This is a genomic window from Roseivirga spongicola (assembly GCF_034376045.1).
Taxonomy (GTDB): Bacteria; Bacteroidota; Bacteroidia; order Cytophagales; family Cyclobacteriaceae; genus Roseivirga; species Roseivirga spongicola.
Genome location: NZ_CP139724.1, coordinates 843,950 through 861,076 on the forward strand (window position 1 = coordinate 843,950; position 17,127 = coordinate 861,076).

Genomic DNA, 17,127 nt, shown 5'->3' on the forward strand with positions numbered 1-17,127 from the left:
AGATTTTCGTTAAAATTATTTTGCTGTACCCACTCCATACTTATAGACCAGCTTTCCTCCCAGATCGGCTGTTTTGGCAACCAGCACCATGCCCGTTGCACCAAGTATGAACAGAAGGATCAGCACCCATTTTTTCTTATCGAGTCGCTGCCAAAAGATAAATAATCGCAGCAGGGCATAGCCACCCAGGTAATACAGCGTATAATGTGCCCAGTCAGAATGCTTGCTGGCTGTTACCTCCCCTTGCATGGGTACAGAAACCAAGTCAATGGCCTGGCTACCACTTAGAAAAGCTGCCAAAGCTGAAATGGCTCCTATAACATACATCCATATAGCAGCCCTTCTAAGCCATTCTTTAGTTCTGAAAACCAAAGAAAAATCGAACAGGACCGCCAACATCCATAATGCTATTGGAAAGTGGATGATCATTGGATGCAAGTTCGGAGCCCAATCTGGTATAAAATCCATGTCGATCTGGGTTAATTATTTGGCATTTCTTGAAGAGGTATGGGTCATCATTATTTTCCATTCCCCATTTTCCTTCTTTAGAATAGAAGTGGCCACACCTGATTTCTTTATTGTTCTATCGCCTTCGGGTAATACTATGGTGTAGATGTAGGTTTCGGTAGTAAAAGCATAAGGTAGATCCAGCTTTGTCTCTACTTTATAATCCGAGAACTTGAAAGATTTGAATTGACCAAGTTCCGGCCCCAAATGATGCTCCAGGTAGTGGACAAATGTACCTTCCACACCTCCCGATTCAAATATTTGTGAGTCGGTGGTAAAAAGGTCAGAAAGGCCAGTAATTTTTAGGCTTTCCAGCCCCTTTTTGTAGTCTTTCAATACTTGTTCTACAGCTTTGACTTCATTGCTAATTTGAGCATTGAGCATGCTGGCCCCTAATGTAAATAAGGCTATTAGTATCAATATTTTCGTTTTCATGTTTTTGTAATTAACGGTTCATAGGCCAGGTCGAATAACCGCTTTGTTAAAGCACTCGCCCAGACTAACTGCTTCAAGGAATTGCCGCTATGCAAAATCCTTGTAGCAAATGATGAATAGATGATTGTGTCCTGCAGATTTAATTGCATTGAGCAAATGCAGGAAAAAATGGTTTTTAAATGGTGGATATAATATTATTCACCCAAAAACTCTTGGAGGGGATTCTATATTATGAAAGTTTGAAACAGGACTTGTTTGCTTCGATCCTGAAATGGTGGAGGTAAATTAAAGTAATGTTCTAAGTTCCTACCTTGCTCTACCGGGGCCACTACCTTAGTTGAAGGAGGGAACCCAGTATAAAACACCTTTGCTATATGAAGAAAGGTGTAGGTTTTGCCCTGCTCTTTGAACAGTTGAGCAAAGAACTGTTTGGTTACATCTTCACAGCAGTCGTCATCATCCTCAGAACCATGGTTGTGGCCATCTGAGTGATCGGAATGTTCATGGCTATGTGCCTCTTGATTATTTGCAGGATGAGAACCTTCGTGCTGATGGGTTAGGCCAACCTCAAAACCACATAGAATATTCAAAAGAAAAACTGCTGACACCGTTAAGGTCAGAAATGCGGATATTCCAGTCTTCGATTTGCTATTCAGGTTAATCATCCAGTTAAATATATTGAGCAAAACTGGCTTTTAAAAGAAGGATGCCTACAATCTTACAATTTCGACAGTTTAGATATAGTTTCTGAAGAATTTTTCTCATTGGTAGAATTCCATCGCCATGAGGTATATCTTCTGCCATGCTCATGTTTTACTCTATGATTATGTCTATTACAGCAAGCTCAAAGCATTAAAGACTAGCACCAGTGTAGAGCCTTCATGGATTAAGACCGCGGTGCCGATGTTGGCAAACCTGAAAACTGTAGCAGGAATTGATAAGGCCACAATACCAAAACTCGTCCATAGATTTTGCCTGATTCTACTTTTTGATTTTTGCCCAGCCCAATAGCAAAGAGCAAAGTTTCAAGTTTGTCGGCCATCAGGGCAATGATGCCGAGGCGGCTATCTTTTCATAGTCGTCAGCATGGGATAAGTCCATTTTTAAATTTCCATCTCAAAGTGAGCAGCCTCCCACCCATAACCATCCATTCACTTATTTAGAGTATAAGCATCACTTTGCTAACTTTAATATTCTGATAGCTCCGCGCATCACGAAACCAAAAACGACCCCGCCTACGAACAAGTCAGGCCATTTGCTTTCCAGCCAGTAAACTAGTACCCCGGCCAGTATCACCCCTCCGTTGACGATGATGTCATTAGAAGTGAAAATTGCACTGGCCTGCATGTGGGCCTCTTTACTTTTTGCCTTGTTGATCAGCCATAGCGAGACAAGGTTACCTGCTAAAGCGAGCAGCGATACAATGATCATCCACTGGAATAGAGGCGTTTCGCTTTGGGTGAAAAATCTGCGTAATACTTCCGAAAAGCCAAGCAGTGCCAGCCCCATCTGAAAATAACCACTGATCTTTGCTACTTTTTTCTTACGGGAAATAGCTGCCCCCACCGCAAATAGACTCAGAGCATAAACAATAGAATCAGCCAGCATATCCAACGAGTCGGCTATCAGGCCCATGGAGCTGGATATCCAGCCGGTGGTCATTTCGGCTACAAAAAATCCAAAATTGATGCCCAGCACCCACCAGAGTATTTTCTTGTGTTTGGTCTCGTCTTCGGCAATGGGCATTTCTGCCTCAGAAGTACCTTGGAGTTGATCACTGAGGTTTAATTCACTGATGGCATTTTGTATAGGCAGTACTTCATCCTGATGGAAGACTTCCAGCTTACGTGCGGGAATGTCAAACTCCAGGTGTTTTACCTGGCTGAGAGGTTCCAGCTTCATGCGGATCATTTGCTCCTCAGAGGGGCAGTCCATTTTGGTTATTATGAAAGTACTTTTATTCAATTTTCTTATTCTTTATAAGCTAACAATCTCAGCGCATTAAAGACTACAACCAAGGTTGAACCTTCATGAATAAGCACTGCAATACCGATATTGGCCAAACCAAAAATGGTTGAAGGAATGAGCAAAGCCACTATTCCCAAACTCACCCAGAGATTTTGCTTGATAATGCCTTTGGCCTTTCTACTTAAACCGATTGCAAAAGGTAAGGTTTCCAGCTTATCGGCCATCAGGGCAATGTCGGCTGTTTCCAGGGCTACATCGCTTCCTGCCGCTCCCATAGCAATTCCTACGGTACTGTTGGCCATTGCCGGGGCATCATTTACGCCATCACCCACCATCGCCACTTTGTCTTCCTTTTCTCTAAGCTCCTTAATGGCCTCTACTTTTTCTTCCGGCAGCAAACTGCCCCAGGCATCTGTAAGGCCAATTTCTTTGGCCACTGCATCGGCCACTTTCTGGTTATCACCGGTGAGCATGATCATGCGTTTGATACCAATCTTTTTCAGTTGCGCTAAGGTATTTTTCGCTTCTTCTCTTGGCGTATCCATCAAGGCGATGATGCCTATGTAATCGTCATTTTGACGGATCAGCATGGTAGTATTGCCATCTGACTCAAGTGACTTTACTTTTTCTTCTATTTCATTGGATGGCTTTTTGTCGTCCAGTGACTCAAACAGATCCAGGTTGCCAATGTAGACTTTGTCACTTCCCAATGTGGCTTTGATCCCTTTCCCAAGCACTGCCTCCAGGTCTTTCGCCTCAGGTATGTCAGCACCCTTCAGTCGCTCTTTTCCGTCACGCACTACGGCCTTTGCCAGTGGGTGATCACTAAGACCCTCTACTGCCACTGCTATTTTCAGTAATTCTTCTTCTTTCACATCACCCAGGACTACCACTTCGGTTAACTTAGGCTTCCCTTCTGTTAGTGTGCCGGTCTTATCAAAAGCCAGGGCAGTAAGTACGCCTAAATCTTCCAATGGACGGCCACCTTTGATAAGCACCCCACTTTTGGCTGCCCGGGCTACTCCACTGAGCACAGCACTTGGAGTTGCAATGGCTAATGCACATGGGCTGGCTGCTACCAGCACGGCCATGGCGCGGTAGAAACTTTCACTAAAAGTTTCGTCAAGGACTAGAAATGCGAAATTGAGCAACACCACCAGAACCAATACAGCAGGCACAAAATATTTCTCAAACTTATCGGTAAGCTGTTGGGTAGGCGATTTCTGGGTCTGGGCTTCATTCACCAGTTTCACAAGGCGGGAGAGCGTAGAGTCCTTCGCTACTTTCATCACTTTAATTTCCAGTGTATTATTGCCATTGATCGTACCGGAAAAGGCACGGTTCTCGTCTTTGATGTCTTTTTCCTGTGACCAGTCTTTATTGGGATCATCCACAGGTTCTTTATCTACGGGCACACTTTCCCCGGTAATAGGTGCTTGATTTACGCTACTCCGACCATCTACTACCACACCATCGGCTGAAATTTTGCTATTAGGCTTCACTACGATGATGTCTCCAATGCTCAGTTCTTCTATACCTACTTCTTCTGTTTTTCCATTTCTCTTGAGCAAGGCGGTTTTAGGGGCCAGTTCTGCCAAAGCAGCAATAGATTTACGGGCCTTGTTCATGGCATGATGCTCCAGAGCATGACCCATGCTAAAGAGGAACAGTAACAGGGCACCTTCTGCCCATTCACCCAGAATAGCCGCACCGATGGCTGCTACCAGCATTAGGAAATCTATCTCAAAACCGCCTTTGGCAACTGTTTGAATGGCTTCTTTAGCCGTAAAAAAGCCTCCAAAGAAATACGCTGCGATGTAGAGCGCCAAGCTTACCCATGAAGGTATAGCTTCAACAAAGGACAGCCCAAAACCAATGCCGAGCAATGCCCCGCAGATGATGGAAAAGATCAGCTCGGTATTTTTGCCAAAAATACCACCGTGTGAGTGGTCGTGATCTTCACCTTCCTCATGTGAATGCTCATCCTCTTTTTCTTGGGTTTCCTTTTGTTCAGGTTTCTTGGCTTGCTGAAGAAATCGCTCAGCACTTACCTGCGTATCGGGTATGTCAAGACCTTCTTTCCTTAACGATTTAAGTATCTCCGCTTCAACTATTACGGTGGTATCAAATTCCAAACGCACCATGCCGGAACCCGAGACGGAAGCTTCCAGAATGCCCGCTTTGTTTCTAAGGTTTCGCTCTATGTTACGGGCATGGCGTGTATGCCTTATTCCCTCTACTTCTATGAGTTTATGACCAAACTTCCCGGTGATCTCAGCCCCGGTTTGCTCCGCCAGTTTTTGGATCCGGTCAATGGATATTACCTGAGGATCATAATGGAAGCAGAGTTGTGGCACACCATTGTCGGTTTCATCAGCCACATGTACTTTTTCAAGCCCATCTTTGTCCTGAAGCTGGCGGATCAGTTTATCTACGCATTGGTCTTTTTCATCAGGCACTTCGGGCAGGATGAGTGGTATTTTTATCTGTAGTTTTTTCATGTTAGTTGTTTTTTGGAATGGTTGAACAGACATCACAAACTCCTTTCACTACCAGGTTGGCTTCCTCCGGTTGATATCGTTCAGGCAATTCTATATTGGGTATTTTGTAGCTGGTCAGGCATTTGGTTTGTCCGCATATTCTACAGTGAAAATGCAAATGCAAATCCCTTTCTATTTCACATTTACAACCATCTTCGCACAAAGCATACTTGGGCACACCGGTACCATCATCAATACTATGTACCATCCCATTTTCTTCAAACACCTTCAATGTTCTATAGAGGGTTGTCCGGTCAGATTTCTCAAATGCCTCATAGATATCTGTAAGGCTCACGGCAGCTTCTCTTTCAAGCAAGTATTCCAAAACCAGCAGGCGCATGGCTGTTGGCTTGATACTGTGTGATTTTAAATTTTCTTCTAATGCTCTGATCATGATTTTTCTATATTAATGGCCATGCTCAGTTGAGCCTTTTTTCATTTCTGCAATTAGATAATAAGCATTGTTCCAGGCTACCCTCGCTCCCTGCGGCAAAGGTTCCAACAGGTTGATCTCTACCCAACCATCGTTGCTAACACCAGTTCTTATTTCTATCGCCCTAAATTCCCATTCTGTTTCTTCTTCTTTTCGTGCTTCAGCCAGAAAGATGTAGGGCTTACCTTCCTCTTCAATAATGGCTTCTTCCGGTAGCGCCTTAACTGTTTTACTTTCAGTATGGATTTTTCCATTGATGTACATACCCGGTATTAGAAAATCTTCTTTGCTTTTTATTTCGGCATGCACATGCACCGCCTTGGGATTTTGCTCAAATTTTTTACCTACCGAATAAATTTCTGCCGAAAGCTGAGAGTCCGGCACAGATTCTATGGTAAAGGAAATTTTCTGTCCTTCTTTCACTTTATATACATCTTTCTCAAATACCATAAGGTCGGCATGCACATGATCTGTATTAACAATCATGAACATTTTGGTTTGGGGTTCTACAAACTGCCCTATCTGTATCAGCACTTTTTCAATGTTGCCATCAATGGGGCTGACTACCGGCACATTTTGGTAAATGTCACCTTCTCTCACTGTTTTAACATTGATACTCAATTGTTTTAACTGAGCCTCTAGTCCTTTTACCTCACCCTGTATAGACTGATAATCGGCCAGGGTTTCCTGATAGGCTTTTCCCGAACCTACTTCTTCTTCATATAGCCTTTTTTGCCGCTGCATTTCCTTCTCAAGGTATTGCAGTCGACTATAAGCTTTAACATAATTGGTTTGCAACTGGGTAATATTAGGATGAGAAATGTAGGCCAATACCTGCCCTCTTTTAACCTTATCTCCTTCGATTACTTTAATTGAAGTCACGTTTGCACCAAGTATGGCCGTTACCGTGGCCTCATACTGAGGGGGGACTTCCAGTTGCCCGTTGGCTTCTACTGTGCCGGTCAGCGCCCGGGTAGGCAAGCTGTCCACTTTCATCCTGAGGCTGTTAAACTTGAGAGCCGACAAATGAACCACTCCCATTTCTTCTTCACCATGACCTCCTTCCTCTTCGGTATGGCTTTCTTGTTTATCCTCAGTGTCAGCCGACTTGCTGCCGCAGCCCGTAAATACCGATACCATAAGTGCCAGTGCCACTATATATATGATTTGCTTTTTCATTGTGCTTCTATTTTTATATCTGATGATCAGTTTACTTTTAGTTTGATGTTCTTAAGTAGTATTCCAATTGGTAGCGGCTATCTAGGTAACTACCAAAGGCATTCCAGGAATCAACTTCTATGCGAATGGCATCCCGGATATTTTGCAGGAAGGTCACATAATCAATAGCCCCTTCCCGGTAAGCCAAAATAGCTCCGTCCCGTTGCTCCTGAGCCAGCGGGAGTGCTTCATCCCGGTAGTAGTTCCATGAATTCAGCCACTTCAGGTATTGTTCTCTCATGTTCTGATAGGCGGCATTCAGTTCCAACTGGTTTTGGCGCAGGTTTTGACCGGCAATATCCCGTTGGATTTTGGCCGACTGTGTCCTGCCCAGCTCAGGTCCGAAAAACAAAGGGATTCTGACACCTACCTGGTACTGATAAAATCCAGATTGCCCGGCAATCTGCTGTCGCCCATACTGCCCCTGTAATTGAGGCAAGAACTGCGAACGCCTCTCTTTTATGGTGGCATCCGCTACATCTACCTGTTGCTTTGATACATTCAGCAAAGGATGGTTCATCAATGAATCAGCTACATAATTGAGCGGTTCGTCCAATTGACTGGTTGGGACATCCGGTACGGTATACAGCGTGTCATTGGCAAACCAAAGGTTCAGGCGCTGTAAGGCACTCAGATAATCCCGATATGCCTGCTCTTTTTGTATCTGTACCTGATTGGCCTGGTTGGAAGTAGCCAGATATTCCAGTTTAGATGTGGCTTCCGTTTCCAAGCGAATCCTGGCCGCTCTTTCAATATCTGAAAATACCGAATCCAACTGTTCATAAACCTGGTAGTTGTTTTTGGTAGCATAAACCCTAGCCCAGGCTTGGCTTACTTCCCGCTCCAGTTCAATGACGGATAGGTCAAGTGCCTTCTCGGCAAGTGCTACCCGTTCTTTTTGCAATTTCAGCTTTGGGGCTATTCCAAACACATCTATCTGTTGTTGTTGAATTCCAAATTGTGTGTAAACTCCATCAGAGCCATTGCCCACTTCTTCCTTTCCGGTAAATACCTGCGTATTCCCAAAGTCCCAGGCTGTTTTCTTAAGCACTTCCTGGTTTTCTATCTCTAGTCTTGCCGATTGGATTTTCGGATAGCTTTCTACCGCTCGTTTTCTGGCCTGATCCAGCGTGATCGTTGGCAAACTGTCTTGTGGTTGTTGTTGGTTTTGGGCATTGGCCAAGGCAGGCAGCCCGAATAGACCTCCACAAACCAGCAGTACAATAATCACGTTGGCATTTGGCCCTTTCAGGCTTTTTCTTTTGTCACTTCTGCTTTCCACAAAAGTGTAAAGCACCGGAAGCACCACCAATGTGAGCAGTGTAGCTGTAAGCATTCCGCCAATTACCACTGTGGCTAACGGCCTTTGTACCTCAGCTCCGGCAGAACCTGAAAATGCCATCGGTAAGAAGCCGAATATATCTGTAGTAGCTGTAAGCATGATCGGCCTGATCCTTTCTTTGGTACCGGTAAGAATGCGGTCTCTGATGCTAGTGACCCCTTCTTCTTTCAGGGAATTGAATCGGTTAATCAAGACCAAACCATTCAACACCGCTACTCCGAAAAGAACGATAAAGCCCACACCCGCTGAAATGCTAAATGGCATATCTCTAATCCATAAGGCAAATACACCACCGATGGCTGCCAGTGGAATGGCGATGTAAATCATGATAGATTGTGAAAAGGATTGTAAGGCGAAGTACAGCAGCACAAAAATCAGGAAGAGCGCAATAGGCACTACGATCTGCAACCGGCTTTTCGCCCGCTCCAGGTTTTCAAATTCACCGCCATAAGTGATGTAATAGCCAGGAGGCAAGTCTAGTTGTGCATCCAGTTTGTCCTGTATATCATTGACCACTGATTCCACATCACGGCCTCTGGTATTGACTCCAACATAGGTTCGTCTATACGTGTTATCACGGGAGATCTGCATGGGGCCCGGCACATAGCTGATATCTGCAACTTCTTTAATAGGAACTTGTGTACCATCCGGCAAATCAATATAAAGTGTACGCAAGTCGTCAATGCTCTTCCGGTGTTTTTCATCAAAGCGGATGACCAGATCAAACCTTTTTTCTCCCTCAAAGATTACTCCGGCAACACCACCGGCAAAAGCAGAACTTACATACTCATTGAGCTTTTGAATATCCAGGCCGTATTGTGCAATTTTATCTCGGTTATAACGAACGGTCATTTGGGGGAGTCCTGATGTCCGTTCAGGGTTCACATCACCAGCCCCGGGCACGGTAGAAATGATATCAGCCATTTCCTGCACTTTTGCAGAAAGCACTTCCAGGTCTTCGCCATAGAGTTTTACAGCTATGTCTTCCCGTACTCCTTCCAACAACTCGTTAAAACGCAGCTCTACGGGCTGGGTGAATACCAGGTTTACACCAGTCAGTTGCTCATCCAGCTTATTCTTGATGGCCTCAATCAGTTCATCTTTGCTTTCTGCTGAAACCCATTTGTCTTTATCTTTTTCTAATATGAGGTACATATCCGCGATATCCATGGGCATGGGATCAGTAGGAATATCCGCCACTCCGATTCTGGCAGTTACTGTTTTTATTTCGGGAAAACTCTCCAGCAACAGGTTCTCAATCTTGATGGATACTTCTTTTGATTCGCTAAGGGAACTTCCGGGCCTGATGAGTGCCTGCATGGCGATATCTCCCTCATCAAGCTGAGGAACAAACTCACCTCCCATCCGTGAAAAAATGAATCCGGCTACTCCCAGCAGAACTATAGCTACGATAATCACTATTGCTTTAAAACGCAGGGCACTTTTTAGCAGGGGCAGGTAGGCTTTTTGAATACCACCAATGATTTTATCACTTACCCTTTCCAGCCAGCGTTCAAACCGGCCAAACCAGTTCTTTTTATTTTGAATGGGCTTCATGAATAAAGCCGACATCATAGGCACATAAGTCAGGCACAGGATAATGGCACCAATCATGGCAAACCCAAAGGTGTAGGCCATGGGCTGGAACATTTTACCCTCCACACCGGTGAGGAATAAAATAGGGGCAAATACAATAAGAATGATAATCTGGCCGAAGAAAGCCGAACTCATCATGGTACTTCCTGCATCATAAGCCACTTCATCCATCACACCCTGATTGAATTTGATTTTACCGGAGCGGATGCGCTTCTGGATTTCGTATACCGTACCTTCAATAATGATCACCGCCCCATCTATGATAATCCCAAAGTCAATAGCCCCCAGGCTCATGAGGTTGGCCCAGACATTAAACTGTTTCATCAGGATAAAAGCAAAAAGCAAGGAAAGCGGAATAGTGGTGGCGGTGATAATGCCACCACGGACGCTACCCAAAAGTATTACCAGAGCAAAAATCACAATTAATGCGCCTTCCAATAGGTTGGTTTTTACGGTATCTGTAGTTCTGGAAATAAGGTCACTTCGGTCTATGATTGAGTTAATCGCTAGCCCTTCGGGAAGTGACTTTTCTACCTCAACCATTCGCTCTTTTACATTTTGGATCACCGCATTGGGATTAGAGCCTTTCAGCATCATAATAATGCCCCCGACAGCTTCTTTTCCATCCTGTGTGAAAGCTCCGTAACGTACCTGACTCCCAAAATGAACTTTTTCAGCCACGCCCCCTATGGTTACAGGAATACCGTTTTCATTTTTAATAACGATTTTTCTGATATCATCCAGAGATCGCACCAAGCCTTCTCCACGTATAAAATTGGACATTCTGTTCTTCTCAATGTAAGCCCCACCTGTATTTACATTGTTTCTGGCCAGTGCCTCATACACTTGAGAGATGCTCACATTCTGTGCATTGAGTTTTTCCGGGTTGATGGCCACTTCATATTGCTTGATATAGCCCCCGAATGAATTGACTTCAACTACTCCATCCAGCAATGTCAATTGGCGCTTGACAATCCAATCCTGAATGGTCCGTAACTCCATAGGAGAATACAGTGAGTCAAAACCCTCTTGCGGTTGAATGGTGTATTCGTAGATTTGGCCTAAACCAGTAGAAATAGGACCCATTGATGGGCTTCCGAATTTCTCTGGAATGGTTTCTTTTAATTCGTTCAGTTTTTCCTGCACCAGTTGCCGAGGCAGATAGGTACCCATATCGTCTTCAAACACAATGGTCACTACCGATAGGCCAAACCTGGAAATAGACCGGATTTCATCTACCCCCGGTAGGTTGCCCATTGCAAGCTCTACAGGATAGGTAACAAACTGCTCTATATCCTCGGTGGCCAGGTTAGGAGAGACAGTGATTACTTGCACTTGATTGTTGGTGATATCGGGAACAGAGCCCAGGTTGACCGTGGACATGGAGTAGATACCTACCCCGATGAGGGCCAGCGTAAGCAAGCCCACAATGAATTTATTCTTTATTGAAAAAGAAATGATTTTATTGATCATACGAGTTATTAATTATTTGACATGGACAGAAAAGAAGTGATGGACACGAGCCACCATCGCTGCGAGCAGGATGAGGCAGAACAGCACAATGAAAAACCATTTGATTGCCCATTTGGCAGTGATTTTATTCCTTCTCTTTTTTCTTTTTTTCCTATTCAGTTTTTTCAAGCTGTACAAATAGTATTGAACATTGAATGAAAGGATGCCTTTGAGAAAAGACATCTGAAGGAGTGCTAACAGGCTATCAGAATGACTGCTGACTTGAAATCTTGTTTAAAGACTTTTTCGATGAGACATACTTCTCCTCCTAAACACTGAAAATTATGACCTTGGAGGCTTGAGGAATTCAGAGATTTCAACACTTCTGAAATCTTGAAAATAAGATGAGAAAGTCACAGGTAATTTAACAGGCAGCGTGAAGTTGTATGCTGATATTGATAGAAAATGAGCGTGGCAGCAGTGACATACACATATCGGAGAACATCCATCCCAACTACTCTGCTGGTTATTATGGTCACCATCATTGCCCTCAAAAATTGAAACTGTGTCTTCTTTAGTGTCTAAGGGTTGCGTGTCCGCACATGCTAGCCCTGCGAGAGCCATAAAGTAAAAACTTAATATGAAGCACCCTATTTTCATTTCACGCAAATATACGCGGCTAAACAATGCAATGGCATTGCAAAGTCTAGATTCGACATTGATTTCTAACCTAAACTTTTTCTAGATCTATCTTCTTTTGGAATCATATTGCATTTCAGATTAAGCTGTTTTTCCGTCTGGGAGTGAAATTACTCATTACATCAATGGGAAATTGAAAAGTCACACGTAGATGCTTCAGTTAATAAAGAGTTGCTTAAATTGACCTGCCTAAAAATTATCATCTCAAGTTTTAAGGAGTATTTTTTATATCTTCTAAGAATAAATCATGCTTTCAAATGCAAGATATTTTATCCGCACATCCATTAGGCAAATTTTTGGTAAGAGACTCGGGTATAGCGCAATCCATATTTTAGGGTTAAGCGTGGGGCTTGCCAGTTTTTTAGTGGCCTCCCTATATAGTATAGATGAAGTTTCCTATGATAAGTTCCATCCATCACACGACAGAATATACCGATTGGTTGTAGACTGGGATGGCGATGGGGTTCAAAGAAACTGGGCGAGGTCCAGTTTTCCCGTTGGCCGAGTTGCAGATGGCGCAATTCCTGAAATTACTGAAAGGGTGAGAATAAGGAAGAACCCCGGTACTGATCTGATTACAATCGGTAAGGTTCCTTTCTATGAACCAGATTTACTGATGGTTGAACCAGAATTTTTTAACCTCTTTGGATTTCAATTGATAGCGGGTAATGTTGATGATGTATTGGCAGAAAAGAACGGAATTGTTTTAACACAAGAGATCTCCCGCAGGTATTTTGGTGACGAAAATCCTATCGGAAAGATCGTGCGTTTCGATGATCGGTTTGATCTTAAAGTGACTGGCATAGCGAAAAACCCTCCTTCTCAATCTCACATCCAATTCAATGTGCTTGTTTCGTTCAATTTATTGGATGATATTTTTGCAGATTCACGACTAAACCATTGGGGGCAATTCGATCATTACACCTACCTCAAGATTGCTGATGGCTCCATAAAAATGGATGTTGAAGCAAAAATGACGGGCTTTTTAAGCTCACAAGCACCTGAATGGGTCTCAGAGAAAATAACACTTAAACTTCAACCTATTGAATCCATCCATTTAGGCTCTAACCGCCAAAGTGAGTTGAGACCAAATAGCAACAGTACCTATTATTTGGTTTTTATTTCAGCCGCTCTTTTGATTTTGGTTGTCGCCTCTTTCAATTATATCAACCTGTCATACGCCATATATATGTCGCGTATCAAGGAGATAGCAATTAGACAGATTCTAGGGTCTAAAAAGACAGCACTATTGATCAGCCTTGTTGCCGAATCTGTTTTGGTGAGCATGTTGGCTTTGGTTATTGGGATGACCACAGTTAGCCTTTCCATCGAAGAAATAGGCCAGTTAACGGGTAAAAACCTAACTCAATTCTATGAGCCGTGGTTCTGGCTGCTTGCCATTTTAATAGCACTGGGTACCGGGGTGCTTTCGGGTATTCCACCAGCGTTCAGGCTATTGCGAAACAATAACCTTGCGGTTGATAAAGGACTGAAACCAAAGGCGAAAAGTGCCCATTGGCTAATTTTCACACAATTGGGCATATCCTCTCTGCTCATTATGGCCATGCTGGCGGTTACCCAACAGCTAAACTTTCTACAGGAGACCTCTCTTGGCTTTAACGGGGCTTCCATTTTGGTGATACCAATTAAAGACCGTACTCATAATGCAGACTACAAGACAATATTGAGTGAGATTGAGTCCGTTTCAGGAATAGACGGTGCCTCATTCTCATCCTCCACACCGGGAAGCAGTAATGCATTGACCTATACCTACACCATTTCTGGTGCGAATAAGGCTGATGTGGCCCTCACAACTGTAATAGCAGATGAATCTTTTTGTAAGCTCTATGATATTAAGCTGATCAGGGGACGCTTAAACTCCCTTTCATCAAGCGATGGACATGTGGGAATACTTTTGAACCAATCAGCAGTCGACTTTCTGGAGCTTGATGAACCAATAGGCAAACAGGTGAGTGGCAAAATAACAGGTGAAGTTGTGGGGGTGGTAGAAGATTTTCAGGTTAATTCTTTGCACAATTTGGTTGAACCGGTCATCATCTACAATTTTCTACCTACGCTCCGTTATGTGTCGGTACGCTCCGCTACCGGATTTAATAGGGAGAAAATCGACAACCTGGCCGAGGTTTGGTCAAAGAGGTATGAAAAATATCCGATGGAATACAGTCTTCTGGAAGATGACAATTTAAAGCTCTATAGCTATGAAAAGGGCGTTTTACATTCTATTAATATTTTGGTCTGCGTTGCCGTGTTTATTGCTGTTATCGGACTGATTGGTCATGCAACACTTTTAAGAAAAAGCAAGGCACGGGAATTCAGTATACGCAAGGTCCTTGGAGCCAGCCCACTTCTTGTTTTAAGAAGTACCGCTGGAGTTGTCTGGAAATATTTGCTCTTTGGAGCCATGTTGGTTTCTTCGTTAGGCTTTGTGGCCATAGAGTTTTGGTTGCGGAACTTCCCTTATCGACCGGAAATTGATGTTTGGGTCTATGTGGCTCCTGTAATTATTGTGTCAGTCTTGTTTTTGGTTATTGTAGGAGCCTTGTTGGTCAGACAAGCAGGTAACAATCCGATTAAGTATTTAAGGGATCTATAGACAATAGATAATCAATCCCTTTATCGGAAAATGTTTGGTTGTCCTGCAAAAAAATGTTCGAACCTTGCTTAATCATATTATTAAGCAGTCTCCGTCAGTTAACAGCAAGACTCCTTTATAAAATCAGGGGCCAAAAAAGGCTATGCATGTTTATTCCGTTTCCTCATAGCTTATTTCGTGGGCTTAGCAATTGACTGCCTAAGGAAAGAAAGTGGGAGATGTGAATTATTTGAGTTGAGTAGTCTTTATCAATCCTAGATGCTGATTTTCATGTTAAAAAGGCCCTTAAAAGCCTGCAAAACCGAGTCGATGACGTCAGGATCACCACTCTTGGTTTTTCCGCTCTTCCAAGCCCTGATTACATGCGGTTTAACATCAATTCCTGCTTCTTTGACCAAGTCTTCTGCTTTGACTCCAGTGCGTAATTCTTCACTCTCTAGCTTTTCTAAAAATTCGGGTGTAATCGGCTCATAGCCGTAATGAGGATTCTTGTAAATCATAATAGGCCCAGGGTTATGGGGCTTTGGTTTTGAAGGCTCGATGTCTTTGTCGGGAAGGTCATTCCACAGTTTCAAAGCCAGTTCTACATGCTCAGTCTTTGCTGTAATTGACTTGCCATTTTGACCCGTTAGCCGATAGATAATTCCCGATGTTAAACCAATTTGACGAGCTTCTTTGTTTCCCTTCAAAGCCCTTTGTGGGCCTGTTCCAGTGCGCTCATTTTCAGCATTTATCTGCTCTCGAATATCAGAAGTAATCAGGACATAGCCTCTTTTGATCCTCACTCATGCTCTCCCAGAAAGTTGATCATATCTCGACTGCCATGCAGAACACGGATAATACGTATATGATCATTGTTGACAGAGTAGAAAACGACATGCGCTTCTTTGGCTATGCTTCTTAAATCCGCTTTAAGTTCAGGCCGCAACCGGCCTAACTCCGGATTATCCAAAAGCATGTGAAAAAGCTCATCAAGACCGTTCAGGTAAGATACAGCCTGATCCATTCCAAATTCTTGTGCCGTGTAGTCGAATATATCTTCAAGGTCATGGTCAGCCGGTTGAGAAAGCACATAGTGCCTTAATTGCCCCATCAGTACTGCCCTTCCGATTTCTTTGCCGCAATAATATCCTGAACGCCCCTTTTGCTGTCAGGACTGTTCCAGCCCTTTTCAATCTCCAGTCGCAAATCCCTGATGACCTTATCGCGGTAGAGTTGATGCAAGCGAAGGGCATCACGCACCAATTCGCTGGCATTTTGATAATCTCCTGATCCGATCTGAGCGGCTATATATTCCTGTTGTTTCTCTGTAAGGCTAACATTCATAACGACTCCTTTGTCTATACTTCAATATATCAACTATGTCCAAAATTAGCAAATATGGATATAGTTTTAAGCTAGACCCCGACATCATCATTACGGTAAAATATCACAATGAACCGGCTTGCAAGGAAATACCTGAAACCCATTTTTAAGGCCATATCAAAACACGGATTGGGTAATCCGCATACGCCTTATGAAGCCGAATTACTGTGTGCAGGCGCAAAACCAGTAGCAATTATGTCACCTCACGACATTGATTCAACATTACAGACAAAAATAGATTCAGGGATGATTGTCAAAGTCGGTGAGGAGAAATTCACGAAAACTTACAGAATTTATCACACACCCCTTGTAAAGGAGGAAGCCGTAAAAATCTCAAGAATACTTGAAGATTATATGAATTCAAAAATTGAGCCTGGCGCAGAGGATGTAAACAAGCTGGTCAAATTCTACAAGCTTTCAGAACTTGATGAGACTGCCAAGGACTGGGCTCAAATATTACACAGCCGAATGTCAGTCATGAAAACAGCACTATATGAACGATATAAAAGTCCCAACATGATAGCTGTTCTTGAAGGCACTATTCCATCGCTAGAGCCTTTAAGGATAGATGAAGGCATGCCCATGAAAGATGAGTTGGAACAAGCGGTGAAGCGTGGTCAATTAGGTGCTAGTGATTTCCAAACTCATGACTTGGTTCAGGTCTATGCTCAGAGCAGCAAGACAGCTGAAGGAAAGGAGTTATTCGCACGATATTATGAAGTCGGTGTTGAGAATTATCCGCCTTTAGACGATTACGACAGCCACAAACGAATTGCCCAACTTTTGGGGTTTACCGACAATGATTTTGCATGGTTTGCTGGTACGAAATATCAAAACCCCATTACGAAGAAGATTATGTTCTCAACAGAAAACATTCGAAAATGGGCAAGAAAGCAATATTTATTATCTAATGTTCAAAATGAATTGAGCAATGGATAGCCCTACTCCTTCGCTAACA

The 17,127-nt window shown here is 43.4% G+C and carries 16 protein-coding genes; 4 read left to right on the forward strand and 12 right to left on the reverse strand.

Going from position 1 to position 17,127, the window contains the following annotated elements; all coding sequences use genetic code 11:
- Positions 1–15 precede the first annotated feature (15 nt).
- From T7867_RS03750 to T7867_RS03760, 3 genes are all read right to left on the reverse strand, one after another.
- Positions 16–468 carry a DUF2231 domain-containing protein gene (locus T7867_RS03750; RefSeq protein ID WP_084375537.1) on the reverse strand — a complete coding sequence of 151 codons (453 nt, stop codon included), beginning with the start codon at positions 466–468 and terminating at the stop codon, positions 16–18.
- A 15-nt stretch (positions 469–483) separates the two neighbouring features.
- Positions 484–942: a YybH family protein gene (locus tag T7867_RS03755; RefSeq protein ID WP_068215916.1), complete on the reverse strand. Its 459-nt coding sequence runs from the start codon at positions 940–942 to the stop codon at positions 484–486.
- 224 nt (positions 943–1,166) lie between these two features.
- On the reverse strand, positions 1,167–1,628 hold the full coding sequence (locus tag T7867_RS03760) for a hypothetical protein (protein ID WP_157717483.1): 462 nt from the start codon (positions 1,626–1,628) through the stop codon (positions 1,167–1,169).
- A 97-nt stretch (positions 1,629–1,725) separates the two neighbouring features.
- On the opposite strand from T7867_RS03760, the gene T7867_RS03765 reads away from it, so the two are divergent.
- Complete coding sequence (locus T7867_RS03765; RefSeq protein WP_157717484.1) at positions 1,726–1,953, forward strand: hypothetical protein; 228 nt, start codon at positions 1,726–1,728, stop codon at positions 1,951–1,953.
- Positions 1,954–2,115: 162 nt separating this feature from the next.
- On the opposite strand, the gene T7867_RS03770 is transcribed toward T7867_RS03765, so the two are convergent.
- The 5 genes from T7867_RS03770 to T7867_RS03790 are packed head-to-tail and all read right to left on the reverse strand — an operon-like array spanning position 2,116 to position 11,512.
- Positions 2,116–2,907 carry a cation transporter gene (locus T7867_RS03770; RefSeq protein ID WP_185101176.1) on the reverse strand — a complete coding sequence of 264 codons (792 nt, stop codon included), beginning with the start codon at positions 2,905–2,907 and terminating at the stop codon, positions 2,116–2,118.
- A gap of 5 nt (positions 2,908–2,912) precedes the next feature.
- Positions 2,913–5,411, reverse strand: coding sequence for a heavy metal translocating P-type ATPase (locus tag T7867_RS03775; protein ID WP_068215921.1), 2,499 nt, complete (start codon positions 5,409–5,411; stop codon positions 2,913–2,915).
- Position 5,412: 1 nt separating this feature from the next.
- The gene (locus T7867_RS03780) at positions 5,413–5,844 is read right to left on the reverse strand and encodes a Fur family transcriptional regulator (protein WP_068215923.1); all 432 of its coding nucleotides are present in this window, start codon (positions 5,842–5,844) and stop codon (positions 5,413–5,415) included.
- 12 nt (positions 5,845–5,856) lie between these two features.
- Positions 5,857–7,062 carry an efflux RND transporter periplasmic adaptor subunit gene (locus tag T7867_RS03785; RefSeq protein ID WP_068215925.1) on the reverse strand — a complete coding sequence of 402 codons (1,206 nt, stop codon included), beginning with the start codon at positions 7,060–7,062 and terminating at the stop codon, positions 5,857–5,859.
- A 37-nt stretch (positions 7,063–7,099) separates the two neighbouring features.
- On the reverse strand, positions 7,100–11,512 hold the full coding sequence (locus T7867_RS03790; RefSeq protein ID WP_068215928.1) for a CusA/CzcA family heavy metal efflux RND transporter: 4,413 nt from the start codon (positions 11,510–11,512) through the stop codon (positions 7,100–7,102).
- A 21-nt stretch (positions 11,513–11,533) separates the two neighbouring features.
- Between T7867_RS03790 and T7867_RS03795 the strand changes: the two genes are divergently transcribed.
- The gene (locus T7867_RS03795) at positions 11,534–11,710 is read left to right on the forward strand and encodes a hypothetical protein (protein WP_157717485.1); all 177 of its coding nucleotides are present in this window, start codon (positions 11,534–11,536) and stop codon (positions 11,708–11,710) included.
- A 123-nt stretch (positions 11,711–11,833) separates the two neighbouring features.
- Here T7867_RS03795 and T7867_RS03800 read toward each other — a convergent pair whose 3' ends face one another.
- On the reverse strand, positions 11,834–12,151 hold the full coding sequence (locus T7867_RS03800) for a DUF6660 family protein (protein WP_317038743.1): 318 nt from the start codon (positions 12,149–12,151) through the stop codon (positions 11,834–11,836).
- Between the two features lie 286 nt (positions 12,152–12,437).
- On the opposite strand from T7867_RS03800, the gene T7867_RS03805 reads away from it, so the two are divergent.
- Complete coding sequence (locus T7867_RS03805; protein ID WP_084375538.1) at positions 12,438–14,804, forward strand: ABC transporter permease; 2,367 nt, start codon at positions 12,438–12,440, stop codon at positions 14,802–14,804.
- Between the two features lie 254 nt (positions 14,805–15,058).
- Here T7867_RS03805 and T7867_RS03810 read toward each other — a convergent pair whose 3' ends face one another.
- Genes T7867_RS03810 through T7867_RS03820 form a run of 3 tightly spaced genes read right to left on the reverse strand, consistent with a single transcriptional unit; the run spans position 15,059 to position 16,130 of the window.
- Complete coding sequence (locus T7867_RS03810; RefSeq protein ID WP_068215932.1) at positions 15,059–15,589, reverse strand: hypothetical protein; 531 nt, start codon at positions 15,587–15,589, stop codon at positions 15,059–15,061.
- A complete protein-coding gene (locus T7867_RS03815; protein WP_068215934.1) occupies positions 15,586–15,897 on the reverse strand; it encodes a type II toxin-antitoxin system RelE/ParE family toxin in 312 nt (103 codons plus the stop codon). The genes T7867_RS03810 and T7867_RS03815 overlap by 4 nt, the downstream gene beginning before the upstream one ends.
- Positions 15,897–16,130: a type II toxin-antitoxin system ParD family antitoxin gene (locus T7867_RS03820; RefSeq protein WP_068215936.1), complete on the reverse strand. Its 234-nt coding sequence runs from the start codon at positions 16,128–16,130 to the stop codon at positions 15,897–15,899. Before T7867_RS03820 ends, T7867_RS03815 begins: the two co-directional genes overlap by 1 nt.
- Before the next feature lie 108 nt (positions 16,131–16,238).
- Here T7867_RS03820 and T7867_RS03825 point away from each other — a divergent pair, with 108 nt between their 5' ends.
- Positions 16,239–17,108: a hypothetical protein gene (locus T7867_RS03825; protein WP_068215938.1), complete on the forward strand. Its 870-nt coding sequence runs from the start codon at positions 16,239–16,241 to the stop codon at positions 17,106–17,108.
- Positions 17,109–17,127 lie beyond the last annotated feature (19 nt).